At 41.1% G+C, this 24,359-nt stretch carries 18 protein-coding genes and 2 rRNA genes; 6 read left to right on the top strand and 14 right to left on the bottom strand.

Annotated elements, in window-relative coordinates:
• Window positions 1–170: 170 nt before the first annotated feature.
• From IW644_RS11220 to IW644_RS11200, 5 genes are read right to left on the bottom strand one after another with little or no spacing between them, the layout of a single operon-like run.
• A complete protein-coding gene (locus IW644_RS11220; protein ID WP_269917675.1) occupies window positions 171–1,793 on the bottom strand; it encodes an ATP-dependent nuclease in 1,623 nt (540 codons plus the stop codon).
• Window positions 1,794–1,831: 38 nt separating this feature from the next.
• Window positions 1,832–5,080 (bottom strand): type I restriction endonuclease subunit R, encoded by a 3,249-nt coding sequence (locus IW644_RS11215; RefSeq protein ID WP_269917674.1) that lies wholly within the window; start codon window positions 5,078–5,080, stop codon window positions 1,832–1,834.
• Window positions 5,081–5,092: 12 nt separating this feature from the next.
• Window positions 5,093–5,983: a DUF4145 domain-containing protein gene (locus IW644_RS11210; protein WP_269917673.1), complete on the bottom strand. Its 891-nt coding sequence runs from the start codon at window positions 5,981–5,983 to the stop codon at window positions 5,093–5,095.
• Window positions 5,983–7,323, bottom strand: coding sequence for a restriction endonuclease subunit S (locus IW644_RS11205; RefSeq protein WP_269917672.1), 1,341 nt, complete (start codon window positions 7,321–7,323; stop codon window positions 5,983–5,985). Before IW644_RS11205 ends, IW644_RS11210 begins: the two co-directional genes overlap by 1 nt.
• Window positions 7,323–9,656, bottom strand: a complete 2,334-nt coding sequence (locus IW644_RS11200) for a type I restriction-modification system subunit M (protein WP_269917671.1) — start codon at window positions 9,654–9,656, stop codon at window positions 7,323–7,325. Before IW644_RS11200 ends, IW644_RS11205 begins: the two co-directional genes overlap by 1 nt.
• Before the next feature lie 412 nt (window positions 9,657–10,068).
• Here IW644_RS11200 and IW644_RS11195 point away from each other — a divergent pair, with 412 nt between their 5' ends.
• Both IW644_RS11195 and IW644_RS11190 read left to right on the top strand, forming a co-directional pair.
• On the top strand, window positions 10,069–10,305 hold the full coding sequence (locus tag IW644_RS11195; protein ID WP_269917670.1) for a hypothetical protein: 237 nt from the start codon (window positions 10,069–10,071) through the stop codon (window positions 10,303–10,305).
• Window positions 10,306–10,574: 269 nt separating this feature from the next.
• Entirely contained in the window at window positions 10,575–10,961 is a 387-nt protein-coding gene (locus tag IW644_RS11190; RefSeq protein WP_269917669.1) for a hypothetical protein, read from the top strand.
• Window positions 10,962–11,252: 291 nt separating this feature from the next.
• On the opposite strand, the gene IW644_RS11185 is transcribed toward IW644_RS11190, so the two are convergent.
• The gene (locus IW644_RS11185) at window positions 11,253–12,020 is read right to left on the bottom strand and encodes a hypothetical protein (RefSeq protein WP_269917668.1); all 768 of its coding nucleotides are present in this window, start codon (window positions 12,018–12,020) and stop codon (window positions 11,253–11,255) included.
• Between the two features lie 549 nt (window positions 12,021–12,569).
• Here IW644_RS11185 and IW644_RS11180 point away from each other — a divergent pair.
• The 3 genes from IW644_RS11180 to IW644_RS11170 all read left to right on the top strand — a co-directional run bounded on the left by IW644_RS11180 (window position 12,570) and on the right by IW644_RS11170 (window position 15,567).
• Window positions 12,570–13,472: an AAA family ATPase gene (locus IW644_RS11180; RefSeq protein ID WP_269917667.1), complete on the top strand. Its 903-nt coding sequence runs from the start codon at window positions 12,570–12,572 to the stop codon at window positions 13,470–13,472.
• A 534-nt stretch (window positions 13,473–14,006) separates the two neighbouring features.
• On the top strand, window positions 14,007–14,309 hold the full coding sequence (locus IW644_RS11175; protein ID WP_269917666.1) for a hypothetical protein: 303 nt from the start codon (window positions 14,007–14,009) through the stop codon (window positions 14,307–14,309).
• A 13-nt stretch (window positions 14,310–14,322) separates the two neighbouring features.
• Window positions 14,323–15,567 (top strand): site-specific integrase, encoded by a 1,245-nt coding sequence (locus IW644_RS11170; protein ID WP_269917665.1) that lies wholly within the window; start codon window positions 14,323–14,325, stop codon window positions 15,565–15,567.
• Between the two features lie 141 nt (window positions 15,568–15,708).
• On the opposite strand, the gene IW644_RS11165 is transcribed toward IW644_RS11170, so the two are convergent.
• The 6 genes from IW644_RS11165 to IW644_RS11140 form a co-directional block, all read right to left on the bottom strand.
• Window positions 15,709–16,035 (bottom strand): YbaB/EbfC family nucleoid-associated protein, encoded by a 327-nt coding sequence (locus IW644_RS11165; protein ID WP_014950049.1) that lies wholly within the window; start codon window positions 16,033–16,035, stop codon window positions 15,709–15,711.
• Between the two features lie 38 nt (window positions 16,036–16,073).
• Window positions 16,074–19,139, bottom strand: coding sequence for a DNA polymerase III subunit gamma/tau (gene dnaX, locus IW644_RS11160; protein ID WP_269917664.1), 3,066 nt, complete (start codon window positions 19,137–19,139; stop codon window positions 16,074–16,076).
• 41 nt (window positions 19,140–19,180) lie between these two features.
• Window positions 19,181–19,717 carry an adenine phosphoribosyltransferase gene (gene apt / locus IW644_RS11155; RefSeq protein ID WP_179983962.1) on the bottom strand — a complete coding sequence of 179 codons (537 nt, stop codon included), beginning with the start codon at window positions 19,715–19,717 and terminating at the stop codon, window positions 19,181–19,183.
• Window positions 19,718–20,016: 299 nt separating this feature from the next.
• Window positions 20,017–20,781: an HvfC family RiPP maturation protein gene (locus IW644_RS11150; RefSeq protein WP_269917663.1), complete on the bottom strand. Its 765-nt coding sequence runs from the start codon at window positions 20,779–20,781 to the stop codon at window positions 20,017–20,019.
• Entirely contained in the window at window positions 20,778–21,629 is an 852-nt protein-coding gene (locus IW644_RS11145; RefSeq protein WP_269917662.1) for an HvfB family MNIO-type RiPP peptide maturase, read from the bottom strand. Before IW644_RS11145 ends, IW644_RS11150 begins: the two co-directional genes overlap by 4 nt.
• A gap of 150 nt (window positions 21,630–21,779) precedes the next feature.
• On the bottom strand, window positions 21,780–22,163 hold the full coding sequence (locus IW644_RS11140) for an HvfA family oxazolone/thioamide-modified RiPP metallophore (protein ID WP_269917661.1): 384 nt from the start codon (window positions 22,161–22,163) through the stop codon (window positions 21,780–21,782).
• A 269-nt stretch (window positions 22,164–22,432) separates the two neighbouring features.
• On the opposite strand from IW644_RS11140, the gene IW644_RS11135 reads away from it, so the two are divergent.
• Window positions 22,433–23,671, top strand: a complete 1,239-nt coding sequence (locus IW644_RS11135) for an IS4 family transposase (RefSeq protein ID WP_269917660.1) — start codon at window positions 22,433–22,435, stop codon at window positions 23,669–23,671.
• 322 nt (window positions 23,672–23,993) lie between these two features.
• Here IW644_RS11135 and rrf read toward each other — a convergent pair.
• A 5S ribosomal RNA gene (gene rrf / locus IW644_RS11130) occupies window positions 23,994–24,109 on the bottom strand.
• A gap of 134 nt (window positions 24,110–24,243) precedes the next feature.
• Window positions 24,244–24,359: ribosomal RNA gene (locus IW644_RS11125) — 23S ribosomal RNA — on the bottom strand; the annotation flags it as partial.

Here is a 24,359-nt window from a genome sequence, read left to right as displayed (position 1 = left end):
CTGATGTGTTATGAAAGCCGCATTCTTTCGTTTCCTAAACAACTTTCATAACTGGTAAGTACACCTAATTTCTAATTTTTTGGTATCTATTTGGTATCTAACTTTTCAATATAGTTGCATAGTTAGCTACTAAAATTCATTAAGATTCATATCTATCTAACCAGAGAGATTTAAACTTCAACTCCGTTCCACTTTTCTATCAAAGAAAGTAGCTCTCCCAAAAACGTATTGAGCTCTGTTCTATTTTTTAAAAGCATTTCAGAATCAACTTCCTCTTTAGATAAACTCGCTATCTTTGTTTTACTATATCCAGAATCCTTTAATAACCGATTGTTCTTCACTTCAAAAAATCGTTCACGAAAGCTATCTGGCAGGTATGACTCAATGGTATATTCGTGAGTTACCCAACAAGCACTATTTGGGTGTGAATTATATTCGTCAAACACTCTCTTTTTGTTATCTTGTATAAAAACTTCCTTATTGTGATCATAATCATTATCGTTATCCATAATAACGGCTGAATTCTGGTTTATAGAAAGGAAGTCGATCAGCTCTTCATCTTTTCCAAAATGACTTAGTGTTGACCCCCCATAAAATAAAAACTCAAAGTTAAGCAATTCGAAGTTGTAACTCTCGTCTCTGTTAGCTTTTGCATAGGCTCTTAGCCACTCTAACAGATATATTTTATCAGAAGGGCCTTCGACCCATACGACTCCATCAGTTTGTAGATAATCACTTAATTTGTAACCAAGGCCGTCCAGAATTGCTTTCGAAGGCTTTACTTCATCTATGCTGTTAATACGCGCGTGAAAGAGCTTACCGTTTTCATAATCTAAGTTGTTTATAATAACTGGCGAGTGAGTGCCGATGAATAGTTGAATATTTTTAGCCTGGGCAATAGCTTTGATTCTTAAGATTAAAAGTCGTTGCAGGTTTGGGTGTAGATGAACTTCTGGTTCATCTATTGTACAAATGGAGTTAGAGGGTAGACATTGTAAAAACGATGTTATTTCACCGTACTGACGCCAACCAGATGGCATATACTTTTCAGCAACTCTATTAAACATAACAGGGTCGGATAGTAATACTTGGCTAAAATACCCATTTTGATCTCTACCAAAACACTTATTTCCATCCATTTCTCTAAAACTTGTAACGCCATGGAAGTGCCTATAAGCATTGTTTAGCTCTAGCAGGAAGTATTCATCAAAATTAGTTTGATAGTCTTCAATAACAGTTTCTAAGTTATTGCCTCTGTTATTGAAACTAAAGATATTTGCATGATTAACCCCTTTTTGAAATAAAGAGCGGTATATTGTTGTTAACCTTCTCTTTCTATAGGAGTCGAACAAAGTATAACCGAGGCCATTAAAGTCACTTCCATTTATATTAAAGTATAATTGGAATTCCTTCTTCTTGAGACCTCCGAAAACTGGAGAATAGCGATACCGTAGTTCATGCTTGTTATCATCTATCAATAGATTGATATTTAGCTTTATCTTCTCATTTTTTTTTAAATTGTCTTTAGGTAATGAAGCAAGAAGATCAGGTTGTGATAATGCGTTGATTATATCTAGGATAGTCGACTTTCCTGATCCATTCTCCCCTATCAATATATTAACTTTTCTAAATTCTATAAAGTCTCCATAGGAACGCTCATAACCTGCTTCATCCTGCCCGTGGCAGTTATCTGACCCCCTAATATTGGTAAAGTAGATTGATTCTATAAATACACTTTTATTTTTGCTTGTCACAACGGTACAAACCTCATCTTTTTGTACATGCTCGGACACACAAGAGCACATCAACCTATGTCCTTGAATCCAGTAGACTACCCCACAAATCCATTCAACATATCAAACACCACCCGTGCAAACTGTGCTGTTTTCGACGGGTCTGATAACAACTGCATCATTTGTTCTTGGTGTGCTTCACTACTGCCTAAGATGGCGTCATCAATTGCTTGAGGGAAGTCACCAAGCATTGCTTGTTCACGGGTGTTGTTGGCTATTTGCGTCATAACTGCATCGTTTTCTGTCAGCTTGTCACGCACGGTGAATGCATAGTTAATCATGTCTTTGTCAGTGAGGTTGTCGGTGATGAACACCTCATTCAGGCGAGCCAGTATGTTAGACATAAACTCTTCTTTCTTGTCTTTCGCCTTTGCACTTCCCACATCACTACTTGGCTCAAGCTGGTATTCAGGGCTGTCTTCTTTTAGTTGAATATCTTGCTGGCGAATTTTAGATAAGCGGTAATGGCTCATGACTACGTTATCAAGGTCGATATCATCTTCTTCAATCACTTTTTCACGCAATAACGGGCGCAGGTGTCGGGCATATAGGCTTAGCATCTCTAGTTCTTTGTCGTCATAGTCCACTATTTGCGACATAAACTCGTAAAATCGAGTAAAGCTACCTAAATCCTTTTTGAAGATTTCAAGGCGGTCTTTCTCTTGCTTACACTCTTTAAAGCTATTCTCAGCATTAGCAATTAGCACTGCGTCACCTGTTTTTTTGGTGCGCTCAAACATTTCTTTGGCTTGAATGTAAGCTTCTAACGCTGAGCTATAGCGTTTTTGCCAACGGTCTACCGCTGGCTTACAAATATTGCTGATCGCTGCGTTAGATTTATTTTTAGTGAAGAATGCTTTACAGAATTGTTCAACTTCATTCCATAGGAATATGCCGCTGGTACGTAGCTTTTCATATAACTCAAAGACCACATCAGGGTTTGTCACATCAGCCAGTTCTGCTGTTTGATAATAAGGTTGAAAGGCATCTAAAATATCTTGAGGCTCATTATAAAAGTCGAGCACAAACGTACCGCATTCAGCTTTACCAGGGTAAGTACGATTTAAGCGCGAAAGTGTCTGAACACACTCAACACCACCTAGCTTTTTATCTACATACATTGCGCACAGTTTTGGTTGATCAAACCCTGTTTGGAACTTATTCGCCACCAGCATGAGTTGATAACTATCAGTATCAAACGCCTTGCGCATATCTTGCTTAAGGTCTGGGTTCATGCTTTTTTCAGTGAACTTTTGATCAAGTAATGCAATGGCATCAGGGTCATTTTGATTAAATTCAACTTCACCTGAAAACGCAACCAAGGCACGAATAGACTGATAACCGTTTTCACTGACATACTTATCAAAAGCTAACTTATAGCGCACCGCTTCTTTACGAGAGCTAGTCACAACCATTGCCTTTGCTTGGCCGCCCAATAACCCCATCACGTTGTCTTTAAAATGCTCAACAATCACCTTCACCTTTTGTGAGATATTGTATTCGTGTAGGCGTACCCATTGGCTAAGTTTTACCTTGGCTTTTTTACTATCTACCTCTTTATCAGCAGCTTCAATTTTTTGAGCCAATTGATAGGCAACTTGGTAATTGGTGTAGTTTTTCAATACATCAAGAATAAAGCCTTCTTCAATGGCTTGGCGCATTGAATACACATGAAAAGCTTCTGGTTTATTCTGTTTTGATGCAGGCAACTCTGGGTTTGGTAAACGTCCAAACAGCTCTAGCGTTTTAGCCTTGGGTGTTGCCGTAAACGCATAGTAATTTAAGTTAGCACTCCCACGGCGAGCCGCAATCGTTGCATCTAGAATATCTTCAGAGGAGAGTTCTGTGTCTTCATCGGCTTCATCAGTCATCAATACTTCTTTTAACTGACGCGCCGTTGAACCACTTTGAGATGAATGTGCTTCGTCGGCAATGACCGCATAGTTACGCTCTTTTAAACTGGTACTGTTTTCAATAGCACGTAATACAAATGGGAAGGTTTGAATGGTGACTATGATAATCGGCTGTGAGCTTTCTAATGCTGACGCTAGCTTTTCTGATTTAGAGCCGTCACCTTCTTTATTATTAATACGGCCAACTACGCCATCAACGTGTTCAAACTGATAAATAGTATCTTGTAGCTGATCATCTAATACTGTTCTATCTGTTACGACAATCACTGAATGAAATTGTTTGTTACCTTGGGCATCATACAAAGTTGAAAGCTGGTGCGCTGTCCAAGCAATCGAGTTTGATTTACCTGACCCTGCACTGTGCTGAATAAGGTATTTATTACCTGTACCTTCATCGATGGCAGCACCAATCAGCTTAGTCACTACATTCCATTGGTGGTAACGCGGGAATATCAGAGTTTCTTTTTTGGTTTTACGCCCTTCCCAGTCTTCCTTATCTTCAATCTGTAAGTGGATAAAACGGCCAATAATATTAAGTAGGTTATTAGGCTTTAAGACTTCATTCCAAAGATAATCTGTCGCATAACGGTTTTCATCTTTTGGAATATCATTTCCTGCACCGCCTTCGCTTGTTCCCTTGTTAAAAGGTAAGAAGAAGGTATTGTCACCTGCCAACTTGGTTGCCATATATACTTCATATTGGCTTACAGCAAAGTGTACTAACGCACCGCGTTTAAAGGTTAATAACGGCTCTGGCTTTTTGGTGGCAGGGTCTTTTGGTAAGCGCGTGCGCTTATATTGCTTTATAGCATTTTCAACGGCCTGCTTAAATTCGGATTTAAACTCTAGGGTTGATACGGGCAAGCCATTAACAAACAGCACTAAATCAATACGCCACGCTTTAGCTTTTTTACCCGTAGCTGCTAAATGCTCTTTGGTAGCGTACGGGCTATAAACTAGCTCAGGCACAATACGACAAGTATTCTGCTGGTAACGAGCAAGCGTCTCTGGATTCAAATCATGCTCTGGCTTAAACTGGCAAAGTGAAAAACGGGCATTGCGAATTTTTAGACCATGACGTAACACCCCCAAAGTTCCATAGGTACGTGATGCTTGGTCGGTGGCGTTAACATCGGCTTTTTTAAGTTGCGTTACGAGTGCATCAATGAAGTGTTGTTCAGAATCAATCGGGTAGACCTTACAAAACTTTTGCCACTCTTTTGGCTGGGTTTCTTTTACAAAGGCGATTGCATCTTGCTCGTATAAGGCTGATTCACGATTATAATGGTCCGGCTGACCTTGCACCCAGCCATTGGCTACCATTTGAGTGGTGATATCGTCTTGAAAAATTCGTTCTTGCGTTGCGTCATTCATAGCTGCTTCTTATTAATCCGTTTCTATCGCTTCAACTACTTGTTCTTTTTCGTGTGTAAGTTGCAAGCGCTCTCTTCCAACTTTATTTGCTAACTTGTCATACGTTTCTTGTAACGATTCAAAGCGTGCTTTTCTGTCATACAATTCCAATACAAACTGGAACATTTGGAATGCGTATAACAAATCTAACTCTTCAACATTTGAACCGTGCGTACCTTCATTACCCACTAACTTTAATGGCTCTAGGTATGCAGCTTCTTCTGGAAGCGTTTTAGCAAGGTTTTGTACTTTTCGATTAAGGTTACTGCCGTCTACTTGCATATCATCACAGAACTTTTCAATTGCTCGGCGCAACTTTGAAGCGGATGATGGCGGATCAAAATGAAAATGTTTAAATGCATCAAACAACTCTTCACCAATTACTTTTGGCGTATTACTTGATAGTGGAAAAATAGGCACTGTTGGTGAGAAGTTATCAACCTTAATGTATGGTGTTTTTTCAACATCACCTAAACCCTTTGCTGGCTTTAAATAAATACCCGTTGCTGATACGTGATGCTTACACTCACTACACTTAAAAAAACCACTAAATAAAAATGGCGCGCCATTAATAGCCGCAATACTATCTTGATAAACACTAAACACCGCAGCAATTACAGGTAACCAAGTGCCGTTGGACTTTCTTATCGTTTCAAGGTTTTTTTGGCTACTTTGTTGCTGCTTTTGCTTTTCCCCTCTGTATTTTCTATTGGCGTCAAGCAACACCTTTTCTGGAGCGACACGGGTTTGTATGCTATCTCGGTCTAAAATCAGAGAGTGTTGGTTGCAGTGGGGGCAAGGTAATGTCGGGTATTTATCAATCGCAACAAAATCAGATATTCCCTTCCATAAGTTCAAATCCATTAAGCCACTTCCTCTTTACTCACTTCAGGCTTTTGCGAATTACGTACATCAATTTTGCCAGTGACAGCGGCTGATATTATAGCTGTGCGGCGTTCCGTAAGATAATTCACTTGCTTGTTAGCGAGTTCTACTGTTTTGTCTAGTTTTGATAAGACTTTAGTTAAGTAGGCTAAAATTTCTTTTTGCTCTTCCAGAGGAGGAATAAAAGTTTTAACGGTTCTAACTCTACCTACACTGACCTGCTTTAGAGCAGCCCCTCTAGTTTCAGCTCCTAACTGTGATTCAAATAAGCTGGAACGACATTGTTGATAAAGAAACTCATACAAAACTGTTTCACCACAATTGATAACACATACGGAGTCAAGAAGAGCAAAGCGAATTCCGTGAGGTAAAACTCTCACTGCGCCGATAGTTCCTTTTCTTGAAAAGGCTATTGAACCTTCCTGAAAGTTACATCGTTTTTCTTGCTCTAGAACAGTTTCTTCTGCTACACGCCTCGGTGTATTGGTCTCGACATTATCAATCTCTGTGAACTCAACTGTAGATATAAAAGGAAAACCGTCAACTGTATATTTAGGGTTTCGGTGGCTAGGGTTCGGATCAACAACATCCGCCACACCAGCCAAAGGAGTGACTTTCCAATGTTCAGGCACTTTACCTAACCATTCCACACCAGACTCTTTCATCGGTGTTTCTGGATTTAAGCCTTTAGTCACCGCATGGCTTATCACCGCTTGGCGCTTTTCTTTTAACAGCTTAATAAGTTGTTGCTGCTTTTCGATTAGGGTATCGATTTTGGCGGTTTCGTGATCGAGGAAATTGGCTATTTGAAGTTGCTCATCTAATGGAGGCAATAGAATGGGAAGCCTTCTGAAATCTTCAAACTTCATTGACTGGCGTAATCCACCGCCCATTCCATAAAATACTTTAGTAGTATCATACGAATGAAGTAATCGATACGCATATCTAGGCTCGATCAAGGTATTTGCAGCTAACTTTAAATAGGCGGATGTAATAATTCCTTTCTGTTTTGCTATGCCAACTCTAAGACTTCTCTTATCATTTTGAAGATCTGTTAACCGGAGAATAATATCTCCAGGTTCAACTATTTGATATGTGTTGAATGATTCAGGTAATAAACCGAAGTTTTTTTCTACGTCACGCTCGATAATATTTCCATAGCTCAAAGATAAAACTGTTGTTATTTTTCCGTCAAAGTTTTTTTGAGTAAGAGGACTAAATAAGGCAAATACAGGTTTAACATCCCAATTTGAAGGTATGTTTCCAACCCATTCAATCTGAGAGCCTTTATATTCTGGATACTGTTGATAGTTGTCCATTACGAATGCACCTCTTGCAGCAGCTTCATAATATCAGCGCTTACTAAATCAAGGTCTTCATCAATCTCTTCAAGTGCACGAGGTGGTTGATAAACATAGAAATGGCGATTAAATGGTATTTCATACCCGACCACACCTATTTCGCCATCTTTATCATCACGCTTAGTAGTGTTAATCCATGCATCGGCTACGTGCAATGCAACCTCTTCGTTAAAGTAGGTTTCGATTAAATCAGATGTGGTGATACTTGGGTTAAGTGGTACATTCTCGTTGTCACGTAAATCGCCATCTTGCTGGAACTCAACTACTTTACCTTTGTATTCGAACGAACCGTATATTGGATCTGCATCTTCTTTCAGCACCTTTTTGATGACTGGTTCGGCATATTGGTTCTTCCAAGTTATCGCATCAAGAAATTGCTTTTTCTCTTTTGTATCAAACTTAATATCAGTCGCTTTAAAGGCTGCTTTTAGGGTGAGTTCAAACTGATTAAAGTCATCGTGCTGCTCAGTGCCAACTTCTGTTTTAAGCTTGTCTGCTTTTTCCATTAGTGATTTTTGGAATAGCCAAGTTTTGCAATCAAGCAGGTCTTTAATTTGCTTTTCTTTCAGCTCAGGGAAGTCTGATTTTACAAGTCTACGGACTTCTTCTTCATAAGATTTTAAGTCACCATATGTTTCTTCAGTCCACGTAGTTTCAAACAAATCATAAACAGACTTCATCACTGCATTATACGGCTTAGGTGCAAAGCGTAATGACTCCACTTTTTGGTCCGTGATTTGTGCAGATAAACGTAGAGGTCGTTCGATGGTTAAACGGCGATAGCCAAACTCGTAGGTATTGAAAATTTTACTAGCAAAGGTTTTCGGTGCTTCTGTTTTAGTCGTAGTTGATTGACGACCTCGATTAGACTTTTCTTCAACAAGCTTGTCTAAAGGACGTGCGTCAATCACTTCAAAATCACCAAAGGCACGCGTGATGGTTTTAATATCATCATCACTCATCAAGTTACGCTTAGAGCCAAGTGATTTGCGCATTTTACCGTACAAATTAGAGCCATCTATTAACTGTACTTTGCCTTTGCGATTTGCTTCTTTTTTATTGGTAAGGACCCAAACATACGTGGCGATACCTGTGTTGTAGAACATATCGGTTGGCAAGGCTATAATAGCTTCTAGTAAGTCGGCTTCTAGAATATGGCGGCGGATCTCGCTCTCACCACTACCTGCACCACCTGTAAATAACGGTGAACCATTTAAGATAATACCAATGCGTCCACCATAAATAACGGTGTTTTCAACTGAATTAGTGTCGCGCATCTTACTGATTAAATGCATAAGAAACAGTAAAGAGCCGTCTGATACACGCGGAAGACCAGCACCAAAGCGACCATCGAAGCCTTTTAGTATGTGCTCGTCTTTGATTTCACCTTCGATCTTTTTCCAATCCACACCAAATGGTGGATTAGATAGCATGTAATCGAATTGCTCTGATGGTAGTTGATCATTAGATAGGGTATTCCCCAACTTAATACGGCTTACATCTTGCCCTTTGATCAGCATATCGGCTTTGCAGATTGCGTATGACTCAGGGTTAAGCTCTTGACCAAAAGCACGCATTACCGCTTTTGGATTTAGCTCATGCACATATTCCATGCCTGAAGATAGGAAGCCGCCTGTACCTGCTGTTGGATCGTATATGGTGCGGATAATACCTTCTTTGGTTAGGGCATCATCGTCTTCCATAAATACCAACGAGGTAGTTAAACGCACGATGTCACGCGGGGTGAAATGCTCCCCTGCGGTTTCGTTAGAACTCTCAGCAAAACGACGGATTAACTCTTCAAACACCAAACCCATGTCGTGGTTAGAAATAGCTTTAGGGCTTAAGTCTGTAGTGGCAAATTTTTTAACCACCTTGTAAAGCAGGTTAGCATCGTCAAGCAGGCCAACAAACTCATCAAACTTAAAGTGTTCAAATATTTCACGGGCATCTTTTGAAAAACACTGAATGTAGTTTTCCAGGTTGTCTTTAATATCACTCTGGCCCATTTTACCAAGGTTCATCGGTGAGGTATTAAAAAATGACAAGCCATTTGTCGCTCTAAGCAGCATTTTTTCCTGTGCTTCTTCAGGTAGATTCATGGCCTTAATTTTTTCAGCCTGTGTAACAACAGCGTCTTTTGATTCTGATAACACACACTCGAGACGACGTAACAGGGTAAAAGGTAAAATAACGCGACCATATTGTGATTGCTTAAAGTCACCGCGAAGTAAGTCAGCTACTGACCAGATGAAAGCAGCGGTTTGAGAGAAGTTTGTGTTCGTTGTCATTTTAGTCTTCCAAAAGTAGCGGCCACCTATAGCGCTACTTGTCAATGCATTTTGGACTTATGCCCTTATTGAAAGCGGCATAACCCTATAATTCTTTTATTTATCACCAATGCACTCCTTGGTTTGCTAAGCGCATATTGAGTAAAGGAGTGTTTAGGTAGGGAACATAATTGGGCACGGCTGAACTTAAACTAGTTTGGCTTAGCGATACCATTATTTAGTGATGAGTTTGAGATATTTTATATTGCAATCAAACGGTTTATCTATGTCCCTATATCACCCTTTTTAAATTCTATTTTTGCTTTTCTTCAGCGAAGCACTTGTAGGCGTCTAACGACAACGAAAGTGCTTTTAAAAGCTACCATTTTTGAGACAATTTGTCTGTAACTTAATGTTAATAAGGGTGATTTTTATGGGGTTATTTAGCTTCTTGTTTGGTTCTGGCGATTCAGTTTCTAATAGTGAACCAACCGTAAATGTAGACGGCTCACCAATGTGTGGCAGTATTGATATCAATGGAAACCCATATGGAGTGACGTCCACAGACGATGGCATTGATCATAACTCGTGCTTTGATAATGATTTTTCTAGTTCGGATACCTTTGACACCTTTGATGATTCAAGTTGTGGCGGGTTTGATGATTGGTAGATAAAGCATAATATTAATTTATTTTTTGTTTTTTTAATTTGTAAGATGACTTCACCGACGCTTGAGGTAGGAGTCATCTGGTGTGCGCCTAAATATATAGCCAGCTCTGACTACTAGGGAAAACACACCAAGGTAAGCCGAGATTCGAGTGCTAGCCACTTTTAACTTCAGCGTGAACGTGACGCTTACAAATAAGAAACTATGATGAATACCAGCTAATTTCCATAGCATGAACCTTGTTACTGATAGGCCACCTACTATGAGTAACAATGATGACAGATACTATTGAGTTTTTTAAACGCTACACACGCCAATCACGTAGTCCTTGGGCCGATGTGTCGCGTGTGGTTATGATGTTTCAACCTGAATCGAAACAGGGCATTTACCTGCACTTGGGTGAATCGGGCATTAACGGTGTTTCGCTCAGTAAAGATCTACAATCTAGACTGCCAAAGGCTTCACAAAGTCAATACATTAAAGCTAGTGATATAGACGTTGTATTACACCTATTTGAGACAGAGATTTCAGAATACTGTAATCACAACGTAAGCTCTGAAGCTTTCAAACGAATATTCTTGGTAGATCAGCAAGGGTTCTTTTCTGACGAGTCTAAAGCCGTATGGAAGAAATCATATCAGCAATTTTTGGCTAGTTAACAAACTAGCATCGCCGCCCTGTTTGGGCGGTTTTTATTTGTTTTATTCTCTCAACGCCAATAGTTTAAATATTTCGTCCCTCTAGTTACTACTTAAAGATGTACAGGTTAACTTTGCGGCTTTTGCAGGCTGCGGCTCATTCAAACTTGAATGACTTACTAAAGCTGGGTATGCAAACCTCGGCACCTTTTGAGCTTTCTGTGGCGGTATGCCTTGATTGTCTCTCCCTGATACAAAATAAAGGCAGGGGTACGGAATATCGTACTACCTGCCTTTTTCCACTCTATGAACTTAATAAGCCCAAAATGATTCGTATAACTCCGCTGTAAGCTGCTTGCTATAAACATACTTGATGTGCTCTTCAAAAAATGATCGTTCAAGATTATTTTCTGGTTCATCAAAAAGCTTGTTGTGAATGCGCTCAGCATCTTTGATGTATTTACGTTTATGGCTAATCATCAAAATTTTGTTCACTTTGTTTTCTTCGACAATCGCGGTTTTGTAGCGGCGGATAATGTCTAAACGATACGGGATTGTTTTTGAAGAGCACTCTATCTCAAGACCTATTAACTCTTCACCATTATAAACAATGGCGTCTAGGCGGCGCTTGCGCCTAGTTCCGTCTTTGCTTTGTTCTGATTCGTTAATAAAGAACTGATACTCTCCTGACTTTACACCTCTAGCAACAAGGTACTGAACCATCAAATCATGGTTTAATTCTTTTTTAGGAAAACTGGAAGGCTTAACACCATATTTGAAGTTTTGCTGATGGAAGTCTTCCAATAGACGCAACCCTGCTGGTTTTAATATAAATACCCGCTTATCTCGGCAAGAATAGACTGGCACTTCAGCGACAGCACCCTCGTTTACATATCGACGAAGCATTCTATTCACGACAGAACGATCAAGCCCCCACAATGCGACTAATACCGATGGACTGGTATATCCCCAACGGAGTAACCAATCAAGCATACAGTACAGTTTTGCTTGATGCCTTGCTTGTGTTGATTTCGACTGAATGTATCTCGATAAGATACCTCGTTCATATACTGTGATCATAAAACATTCCTTTACTTCTTTATTTAATTAAGTAACAGCAAGGTATGCGAATTACCTTCAGTTAAGGCACTTGAGACTGATTTTTTGCAGGCAATCAGAAGAAGGTAAGAGAAACTAGCGTTTTAAACAGAACAAGAAAGAAGACAATCACTAACTCCTTGTTTCCATTGATACATCAACTACAACTGCGGCATTGATTCCATCACTGACGTTACCGATTAGCGCATCTCCACTTACCCTATGGGAGCGGAGCAACCCGCTTCGGGAAACTTCGGAGGTAAATACACCGAACCAGGTTGCTCCGCTCGCCTATGGCGGCTTGAGATGCGCTTTTTCATTTTTCAAATGGCTATCGCTGCAAAATCAACTACGTTATTTTTTGCTTACGCGATTTGTTGTTTAACTGCGTTAAAGCTTTTTATATTCATTGTGCTTCGCCCAATGAGCTTATGAAGCTTTTCAAGTTCTACTTACAAAAAAGCACTTCCCCCTTTAAAAGGGGGAAGTGCTTTTTGGTAAGTTTCATTGATGCGAATTTTGGTGATTTTTATGAAAGATTGTTCGAATCAGAATAATTTGCACAACCCAATCTTAGGTAATGGCTCACAACAATTATTATTTTTAGCAAGGAAAAAAATGAGCCAATTATCTTTTGATTTTGATGAGCACCAAGAATCCACTACACCTGAAACTTCGAGTGTTGGAGAGTGTATCAATGCGATATTGTCGGCAGATATCGAACCGCCCAATATTATAGTTCCAAACTTTTTAGTGTCGGGTGAAGCGACTATGCTCGCCGCATTGGCAGGAGGGGCAAAGACGATCACAACACAGTATATTGCAGCATGTGTTGCTACAGGTACACCTTGCTTTGGTATGCCAGCAACTAAGTCTGAGCCTGTACTATTCGTAGATTCAGAGTTGAGTAAATATCAAATACAGCAAAGGTTTAAGCTAATTTATGAATTCATAGGCAAAAGGCCAGCAAAGGGGGTTTTAAGAATAATTCATAAACGATCTTTTAAATCAGGTATGCCTGATCTTACTCACCCTGATGGCTTTGAAAAACTGATGCCAGACATAGAGGCATCGAAGGTGATCATTTTGGATAATCTCTCTTCTTTGTATCGCTCAGCAGAAGAGCTATCACAAAATGACTGGAATTATTACAACGACTGCCTTGATGAACTAAGAGAGCTGAACAAAGCGGTTCTGGTACTCCATCACACCGACAAAGACTCCAAAAACTACCGTGGTCATTCTGAGATTGCCCGCGCCATCGATAACATCTTGATCGCTATTAAAGATAAAAAACAAAGCACTGATTCAAAGTCCGTTATCAAGCTACGAAAGCCGAAAAGCAGACATGGAGCCAACAACGAAGACCTGATGACATTTGAGTTTGGCGATGTAATGGGTAATGGTGACTTTCAGTTCAAAAGGATTGAATAGAGCCTAAGCACTGAGTCAGCCTGAAAAGCGAGTTAAGCCAACTCGCTCACTTTTAATTTAATTACAGGCAATACACGCTCCATTGCTAACATATCGCATCAACTCACCGCAGTGGCCGCAGGGAGTTTTAGAGTCATATATATGATGTCCTGCATTCATGGCCGCCTGCTTAATGCTTCGGTTTTCCAGTTGTCGCTTTTCTGCTTCTACATGAACTGGCAATCTGGCTGCTTGGTTTCTTATTCTTTGCTTTTTCTGAGTGCATGGACGACAGCGTTTCTTCTTATCGTTATATCTATCGACCAACCCACAGTTTTTACACGGCGTATTTTCTAAACTCATCTAAAAGTACAATATTCATTCTCACGTAAGCTTTATAGGAAAAAGCCAAAAACATTCACAATTGACCTATCTCTTGAATTTAAAAGACAAAAATTATTTCTCGGCGGGACTCAAGAACATCTATTACGGGACGTAAACATGTTCATGACTTCTACCATTTTTCACCGCAAAATACAAATAAAAGGTCAAACCATGAATGATTTTTCAACTTTAACTTCCTCGCTAGAAAGTGTCATGAATAAAGCGGAGCGAATCGACAATGCCCTACAAAGGATCGCCCTGTTAGAAGAGGAAGTAAGAGTGCTTAGAGGAATCGCAAAAGAAAGCTGGGTCACCCTAGAGAGAGCCGCTGATGAAATAGGGAAATCCCCTTCCGCAGTTCGTCAAATGATCAAAAACCCTAAAAAGATGATGGCAAAAGGCACTGTTTGGAAGCAGAAAGACAAAGGTGCTTCGATTTATATAAACCTCAAGGCATTTAGAGAAAAGATGTAGGAGAATATTGAATATGGCAAAGTTATCGTATGCTGACAAATTGAAAGCAGCTAAGGGCATATCAGAGTTTAAAGGAAACTTCCGAGTACAATTTAAGTTACCTGATTTAAAAAGTGCTGTGCGTCGTTCGCTTGGCATCATGGCGTGCGAAGAGAACCTTGAAACAGCTATTGCTTCATTGAGTGCTATCAAGCGTGATATTGCAAATGGTGCATATCGTGTTGACCCTGAGAGCTTCTGGGCTACCCATTTTCCGAACTCAGTCAAATCCGAAAGTATTAAAGTCTTCACCGTTGGTTCTATTTTCGACATGTACGAAGAGGAAAACTATGCTGACCTGACTGAATCTCTTAAATCGAAGTTTAAAAGTTGCAAAACTTGGACAGCTAAAAACAAGCTGATAGAACTAGATATTAAAGAGTTAACACATAAGCACCTTAACAAAGCCAGAAAGAGTTCAGCTAAAAATTTAGCTGTTTCAACTGTAATCGAATACAGCCAAACATTGCGTCGAATCTTAGAATTGGCCGTTGAAGATGCAATCATCGAATACAACCCGTTTGTTAAAGTCTCTAAACTTGTACCTGATGAAAAGCTTGATGAAGATGTGCTGCCATTTACTAAAGAAGAACTATCGTCATTGTTGGATGTTGTGCATGTACCTCAAACAAAAGTAATGATAGAGTTCTTAGCATGGACAGGGTTACGACCAGGTGAAATGAAAGGACTCGCTTGGGAAGATATTTTTATTGATGAGACTAACCTAACGGGACATATAGATGTTAAGTTTAATCTAGACCGTAAAGGCAAGTTAAAAACTCCCAAGACGAGATCAGGCAAGCGTACTGTCGAACTTTTACCAACCACGGTAAAGCTTCTTATTGAACAAAAGAAGCGTTCTTTTTCATTACCAGCTATTGATGAAATAATTTACCTTAAGCATGGTAAAACTATAATTGTATCACGCCGCCGTGTTTTCTTGAGTCGTGAAGATAAACCATTTAAGCGGCCAGAGCTAACAACCGTCCCTAAACAATGGGCTAATTGGTTGAAGGAAGCTAAATTAGTTCACCGCCCTCCTTATCAACTGCGGCATACATATGCAAGTCGTATGCTTAAAGCTGAGGCTAACCATGTATGGCTTGCGAAGCAAATGGGACATGCTGATTGGGGGATGATCCGCATCATTTATGGAAAGTGGATTGATGAAGGTAGTGATGAGATAAACAAAGTTGCCGCCAATTTAGCATTACTCTGATAATCAATATTGAGTACAGACGCAAAGCCCAAATGAAATAATTTGGGCTTTTTTATTACTAACGTTTGGTATCTAATTGGTATCCCTAAATTTCAGATAAAAAAATAGCGCCTGAAGGCGCTATTTTTATGGGATTCTAAATTAAAACGGCATTTTGAAGCCAGGAGGTAGTGGCATACCACCGGTTACATCGCCCATTTTCTCTTTGCTAGTCTCTTGAACGCGACGTACCGCGTCGTTAAACGCTGCAGCAACTAAATCTTCAACCATGTCTTTGTCATCGTCCATCAATGACTCATCGATATCTACACGGCGGACGTTGTGATTACACGTCATGGTTACTTTAACCATGCCTGCACCCGCTTCGCCTGTTACTTCAATTTTAGCTAAATCATCTTGTGCTTTTTGCATGCGCTCTTGCATCTGTTGCGCCTGCTTCATGATATTGCCCATTCCACCTTTAAACATAATTTTTGTCTCGCTTCGTTTTGGTGTTAATAATTCTGCTATCGCGCTTTAACCGAATCGGTTAGCACTGACGCATCGAAAGTCGATAGCAATGCTTGAATTGTGTCATCGGTTTTAATTACCGAATGTGCATGCGCATGGCGCATTGCATGAATCTCTTGTTGTAACGCAAAAGGTGTAGATGACGGTTCACCCAATGTAATATTAACTTCTACGTTTTCACCCAGTCCATGATGTATTGCATCGACTAATTGCTTTTTCGCGCTCTCATTTAATAAGTGAGTCTGACTGTGGTCAATTTCAAGGGAAACTTGATTGCCGTCTCGAGAAAATGATGCGTGTAGCACCAATTGTTTAAGTAGGCCGGCAACTGGCATTTGCTCAACTAGGTTGCTCCACTCATCGATCTGGCTTGCGTGAGTTAGCTTGCTTCCGTCATTTAAATAGGCTTTTAATTGCCCGTGATAGGTACTGCTTCTCGGCGTATCGAAGTTTAACGCTTCATGCGTAAAAGAGCGATCTCCAGCACTTTCCATCTGATCTGGTGCACTTTCGTAATTCGAGCTGCTGTTAGAGGGCGCTTCAGCATAGTTATTACCTTCAACATGTTGAGGGGGCTGCTGATCGTAATCGCTAGCCCAAGGAGGCATATCTTCTGTAGACGGCGCTGTAATTGGCTGAGCGACAGCCTCATCAATTGAAAAAGGCATATCCTCTTCAAACTCATCTAGAGAGAAATCGCTCGTATCGTTTTCGCTAGAGTGGCTCGTTTCTGCATCGCTAGTTCGCAAAGTGTCAGCAGAATGTGCATGAGTACTATCTAAAGCCGAACCTGAATCTGCACTTTCTAGTCGAGATGCGGCACCGCGTGCAGTGGTACTATCTTTTTGTTCTGAGCCGCTATCTATAAGCCCTGGGCTATGATCTTGCAACTCACGGCTGTCCTCATTCCCAACGGGGTTTACATTACCACTCTTGATTTCGTTATCTGCGCTAGGCTGCCCTGCACTAGTATCGCTCCCCCTGTTAATTCCATGTGCAGTTTGTGCAGTACTCAAAGCCTCAGCCTTACTTCTGGTAAAACGCGCTTGAATATCACTTGCACTTTCAGATTTAGCATCGGCTACACTGTTGCTCTTTGCATCAGCGTCTTGAGCTTTTCTCTGCTTTAACTTTTGACGAAGCGCCAACATATCAGCCGTAGAAGTAAGCTGCTCTTCGGCGGTTAATGAGGACGCTTCGTTCTCGTGCGCCAATGACTCGCTGTTTTTATCAGAGCCTTTAGCGTTATGAGAGCCCTCAGCGTCATAAGAGCCCTCAGCGTCATAGGAGCCCTCAGCGTTATGAAAACCCTCAGCGCTTTGAAAACCTTCAAAACCTAAGGAGCTTTCATCTTCTGACGGAGGTGGCATACCGTCCATGTACGCATCTAACGGAGGTCCATCGAAATGTTGCGCTGCTTCACTATGGGGCGCGCTGACTTCGTTTGGCGTTGGTTCAAGCTCTGCGGCAACGCTTTCTGTTTGAACCGCGGTGTTTTCTACGGGTAGTTCTTCAATAGACGAAGTTGGTGGTAACTTTACGGATTCATCATCATGTTCAGCATCACGCTCAAGCGCTGCTGTTTGAGTTGACGTTGTACCCGACGCTACAGAGGGCGACGTCGACTGAGTATTGTCTTCACGCAACTTGCTTTCATCAACAACGGCATATTCCTGCTCTTGCCGTGGCTCAAATTGAGACGTCGATTGAGGCTGTTCTTGCGGCTCTTTTTCAATTACAGATGCAGCAGGTGCCTCTGGGTTAGATGGCGTAATTTCTAATGACAGAGCCGAAGTAGATTCTGTTTGTGGTGTTGACGGAGCCTTCTCCTGCACGTTGTTTGCAGAAGTTTCGCTTAGCGGCGCTTCCTCCTGCTTACCGACGTTTCCCGGGCCACCACTGGAAGAAGCATGATCTACAGGTAAACTATGCTCACTCCTCCCACTTTCAATCTCATTTGGTGTATGTTCAATGGGAATATTTGGCGCAAACGACATCATACGCATTAACGTCATTTCAAAAGCGCTTTTGCCATCTGCCGCAAAAGGTAAGTCTTTTCTGCCTTGAAGTGCAATTTGATAGAGTAGCTGCACTTGCTCTGCCGGAATAGTTTTGGCTAATTGAAATATCGCTTTGGCAGACGTGGTTTCTAACTTACATGCTTCTGGCACCCATTGCGTTAATGCTATTTGGTGCAGTAGGCTAGCCAACTCGCTGTGTACGTTGTCATAATCTGGTGCTTGCTCTGCGATATCATTCACCAGCTGCAACACCTCAGCCGGGCTTTTGTTTACCACAGCGTGTACTACTTTAAGCAACTGGTTCTTGTCCATCAACCCAAGCATATCGGTTACCACCGATGCCAGAACTTGATTTCCGCCTTGCGCAATCGCTTGGTCCGTTAAACTTAGCGCATCACGCATACTGCCCTGAGCCGCTCTAGCTAAAAGCGCGAGTGCCTGTTGTTCAAATGACAGCTGTTCATGCTCTAAAATATGCTTAAGCTGTCCAACAATCTGCTCCCGAGACATCGCTTTCAAATTGAACTGCAAGCAACGGGATAAAATGGTTATGGGAAGCTTCTGTGGATCAGTGGTCGCTAGTAAGAACTTGACGTGTGGAGGTGGCTCTTCTAACGTTTTCAACAGCGCATTAAAGCTGTGTTTTGAAAGCATGTGTACCTCATCAATAAGGTACACTTTATAGCGTCCGCGAGTAGGCTTGTATTGCACGTTGTCAAGAAGTTCGCGAGTATCCTCGACTTTGGTTCTTGATGCTGCGTCAATCTCTAATAAATCAACGTAGTTGCCCTGTTCTATCTCTTTGCAGGTGTTACATTGACCGCAAGGGTTTGCCCCTTGCCCTTCTTCGCAGTTAAGACTTTTTGAAAAAATACGCGCAATCGTGGTTTTGCCCACACCTCGCGTACCGGTAAAAAGGTATGCGTGGTGTAAACGGTCGTTATCTAAAGCGTTTGAAATGGCAGAGACGACATGTTCCTGACCTACAAGTTCACTGAACTTGCCTGGTCTCCACTTCCTTGCTAGTACCTGATAACTCATTATTACGTATTTCGCCTTTTGCTAATTATGCTTTACAGCGATTATTCGCCTTCAAATTCACAAATTGAATAACTCTCAATATCAAGCTGATTCAATTTTTGCTCGCCGCCTAAATCGGGAAGATTAATGATGAACCCTGCGTGGTTGATTTCGCCACCTAGAGAACGAATTAGCTTTGCAGATGCAGCTATAGTGCCGCCAGTTGCAAGTAGATCATCAATAAGAAGGACTTTATCGCCTGGCTCTATAGCATCTTTATGGATTTCCAACGTATCCATGCCGTATTCCAGTTCGTAGCTCTCACTTACTACTTCACGAGGAAGTTTGTTGGGTTTTCTTACTGGAACGAAACCAATGCCCATTTCGATGGCCAATGGCGCACCAAATAGGAATCCGCGCGCTTCAGTACCCGCAATTTTGGTGAAGCCCATACCTTGATACTTTTCTACAAGTAAAGAGATACAGCTACTGAATGCTTTGTGATCTTCTAAAACGCTGGTCACATCTCTAAATAAAATACCTGGCTTAGGATAGTCAGGTACGGTTTTCACTACTGATTTAATATATTCTGCAGTCACAATTTTGCCTTGAATGTCTGCGTTATAACCAGAAGGTGAACCAGCCGGCGATGATATGCATCAACGGGAACGCAATTAAAGTTACTAGCGAAGCTAGAAAGTACCACTTGTTATAGACTTCTTTGAAATCTGAATTGTTAGCCATTTGCACTACCTAAACAATTTTTGTGAACAAAAAAATGGTGCTAAATGTTAATCGAAAGCAAGCTCGATTGACAGCGCTAATGTGACTGATCGCTCACTTTCAATACAGATCCTGGCGAAAGTTTAATATAAAGCAGTTAAATACTCTTTTTTAGCTAGCGTACAGGAAGAAATATCCCTTTTTGAAGCATATCCATGAGGGTTTGGTTCATGCCATTTACAAGCACATTCGAGGGTATTTGAGGAAGTTGTTGACATAAAGACTTGGATAATTGTTCTATTTTCATTCCCTGCTCACTTTGCTCCAGCGTGTTGACTAAAATAGCCGTTACCGGGTTAACATGAGCAAATTGTACGTTATAGTCGCGATCTCTATAGACTACATAGAACTGTTGTTCTTGAGCAGGTTGCTCAGGAATATAGTCCTCACCAATTAAATGAACTTCAAAGTGATAGGCAGCTAATGAAGCATACGGCGAAACTCTTATAGCATTAACTGCATGATCTTGGGTGTAGAACTCAATATCTTCTTCGTTTTTTCTTATACTGACATCAAGCTCTAACCATTCATAATGAGCAAGTTCTGCGATAAAATCAGGCAAATCCAACCCAAAAGACGGTGCTGTTGATAAGTACTCAACGAACTCTTTACTGATTTCTGCAAAATAAGGCGATCGGCATTCGTGCTCAATAAAAAACTGACGCACAACACTCTCCCACCCTTTCTCCCCGTACAATTTTAATACGATAGATTTTAGAACTGGGAAGCCTGTACTAACGAAGTTATCTATATTATTAAAAAATAAAGACTGATAGATTTTCATTCGACGGGCGTTATCTCTGTCAGTGTCTCGATAAGTTTGTGGATCTTTTATCGCCTCGACGAACGATTTTTGGGTGCGCTGAAATGATTGCGTCATGCGACACTTCCATTTACGACTGATTCTCTAATAACTCCGCACTTTGTCTGAATCTGCTTAATCTTCCTTACTTCTGACAATAACTCGCGCAAAGGAGGAATATTAAAGTCACGTTCTAACAAAGTGGGAAACACTCCATGAGTAAGGTAGGCGTGCTCTAATAAATCCCATACTGGCTCGATGACATCTGCGCCGTGTGTATCAACCTTTAGATCCTCAGCTTCGTCATAGTGACCCGCAATATGCCCATAAACAATTTTTTCAGAAGGAAGGCCGTTGATAAATGATTTTGCGTCATATTTGTGGTTAATGCTGTTCACGTACACGTTATTTACATCAAGAAGCATTTGGCATCCTGACTCTTTTAATATATTTGTAGTGAATTCCAATTCATCCATTTCCTGACCGGGTGCAATGTAATAAGAGACATTCTCTAAAACCAGTGGCCGCTCAATAATATCTTGAACTTGAACAATGCGAGACACAACGTGCTTAATAGCTTGTTCAGTAAAAGGAATTGGCATTAGATCGTACATATGACCGTTACCAGAACAAAAGCTTAAGTGCTCACTGTACAATGCAATATTATTAGCATCTAAAAATCGCTTAACGGTTTTTACGAACTCAACGTCTAGCTTGTCGCTACTTCCGATAGACAAAGATAAACCATGGGTGGTAAAAGAAGCTTGTGAAGATGCTTGCTGAAATTGATTTTGGTACTTTCCACCAAGTGGGATCCAGTTTTCAGGTGCAACTTCCCAGAAATCAACCTCCGATGGCAACGTGGGTAATAGCTCTTTTAGCATTTCCCTACGAAAGCCTAAGCCAGCGCCATAGATGTCTTTCATATTTCCCCCTTCTACCTCATGGGATTACATAATATCAACTTACGTTATAAGACAGAAATGGCCATCATTCGACAGCCATTTTTACTAAACGTAACTCGTGTAGCGTTTCATTACTTTATAATAAGCTACACAATGTTTTTTGAGTGGCAATTACATGCTGCCGCATTTGCCTTCACCGCACTTGCCTTCTTTACCAGCTTTCTTGTCGCCGCCACATTTACCTTCGCCACACTTGCCTTCTTTTTCAGCTTTCTTGTCGCCGCCACATTTACCTTCGCCGCACTTGCCTTCTTTTTCAGCTTTCTTGTCGCCGCCACATTTACCTTCGCCGCACTTGCCTTCTTTTTCAGCTTTCTTGTCGCCGCCGCATTTACCTTCACCACACTTGCCTTCTGCAGCGAATTGGCTGTAGCCAGATTCTAGTGCCTGTATACCAAATGGATTAACGTCTGCTACTGCAACTGTTGACGCCAAAGAGCCAATTACAACTGCACCCAAAGCTGTAGCTACTGATGATTTTTTAATTTGTTTCATTGATGTACCCTCAATAATATTAGTCATGTTTGACGTACAGTAAGCACGTGTACTTTAAAAGACCTTATGGGCTTAAAGGTTATTTCACAAAAAATTAATTTTTTTACAATTATTTCTTATCTAATTGATATTACTGATTTTTACATAAGTTTAAATGCACATTAAAGCTTCAATAAGTAACAAGTTTTGGGGTCAGAGTCTGAGGTATCCCCACAAATAAACTAATGATATCAGTGAGATAAAAAAGACAGGAACATTCATGACGTTTGGTGATCAGATCAATCGCCAAACTTCACCGAGACCAAACAGCCATGAATGCCCTATCTATTGTGAACAAAGTCGTTACGCTTGTCAGCTACAATATGCATAAAACTCGTCTAAATGCGGTCACGGCGTGCGTCAAAAGTCTGCTTAATGGAAGCGCTGCAACCGTAACCAGCATAGGTCGAGGGATAAACACTAAAGCCTTTGAAAAACATAGGATTAAACGTGCAGACCGCTTGCTCTCAAATCCGCATTTACTAAGTGAAACACCGCTCATCTATGCATCTATATGCCAACTATTTTGCGGCAACACAACACGCCCTGTTATCTCAATAGATTGGTCAGATTTAGACGACCGTAAAGCGCATTTTCTTTTACGCGCGGCAGTATCTCTGAAAGGAAGGCCCATCACACTTTACCAAGAAGTACATTGCAACAAGACCAAAGAGAAACCTGCTACACACAAGGCATTTTTAAAGGCGTTACACGCTATATTACCTTCAAATTGCCGACCCATTATCGTTACCGATGCAGGGTATAAATCGCCTTGGTTCAGAGAAGTTAGGGCCCTAGGATGGGACATTGTTGGGCGTATCCGCAAGCCACATCTTTACTCGCTTGATAGAGGAAATACGTGGCAATGTATTCGTCGTTTATACGCACAAGCAACCTGTCGACCGAAGCGTTTTGATAACAGCCAAATAGTAAGGAGCAACCCCTTTACCTGCACGCTAGTTCTTTTTAAACAGAAATCTAAAGGGCGTCATGCTTCAAATTCAGATGGTACACGTAAAGCCTCAAAACGCTCAAAAGTTCATGCGCAAGGGGCGAAAGATCCATGGCTATTAGCGACATCACTGGCACCTCATCGAAGCTTATCGAAGCAAGTAGTGGCCATTTACAGGCAACGAATGCAAATTGAAGAAGGCTTTAGAGACATGAAAAGCACGAAGTTCGGGCTTGGCTATGAACAGAATAAAAGCGTGAAAAAGCAACGTCTAATAATACTGATATTGCTGACAACGTTAGCGTCACTCGTGGCTATATTACTGGGTATGGTGCTCGTCTCATCGAATAGGCATCGGCGCTTCCAAGCCAATACCGAAACCAGAAGCGTGCTGTCATTCCATTACCTTGGACTCAGGGCTGTCGCTTGTCGAATGCGATTTACTATGCGACAGTGGAAAGCTGCACTCAAATGGTACAGCTCCATAGTTGACGCAGCCTGGGCCGGAGACACATGAAACTAAATTCGTGGGGATCCCTCAGGGTCAGAGTACATTTTCACTGTGTAAATAATAACGTTAGTATAAAATTCCACGCTATTTAAATCGTCCTTTCAAGAAGCATATATCGCTGTTATAGAGCTCATATGAAAGGTGTGTTTTTTCATTTCTGAAGAAAAACTACATGTTGATTAAACAATTTGTAAGAGCGTAAGAGTAATATCACAATTCAAATTTAGGGTTTGCTGGGGGAGGAATGGGATTAATGTACCCTGACCCATTATTTTTCTTTGGTGTAGAAAGCAAAAAACCCGCCGTTAGGCGGGTTCTTCTTAATGGGACCTGGCAGTGTCCTACTCTCACATGGGGAAGCCCCACACTACCATCGGCGCTAATACGTTTCACTTCTGAGTTCGGAATGGGATCAGGTGGTACCGTATCGCTATGGCTGCCAGGAAAAAACTGGTAACAATCTAGAAAACTGGATATCAATTCAATCAGTGAGTAACTACTTTTCACTCTACTTGCGGCTCTTCTCAGAGCTTAGCTTGTCTACAACACTCAAAAGCCTAAAGCTTCTTGGGCGTTGTATGGTTAAGCCTCTCGGGCAATTAGTACAGGTTAGCTTAACGCCTTACAACGCTTCCACACCCTGCCTATCAACGTCATCGTCTATAACAACCCTTCCAGAACTTAAAGTTCAGGG

The sequence above is a fragment of the Alteromonas sp. PRIM-21 genome (genome assembly GCF_027563165.1).
Lineage (GTDB): Bacteria > Pseudomonadota > Gammaproteobacteria > Enterobacterales > Alteromonadaceae > Alteromonas > Alteromonas macleodii_A.
This window is presented reverse-complemented; position numbering and strand designations above follow the sequence as displayed.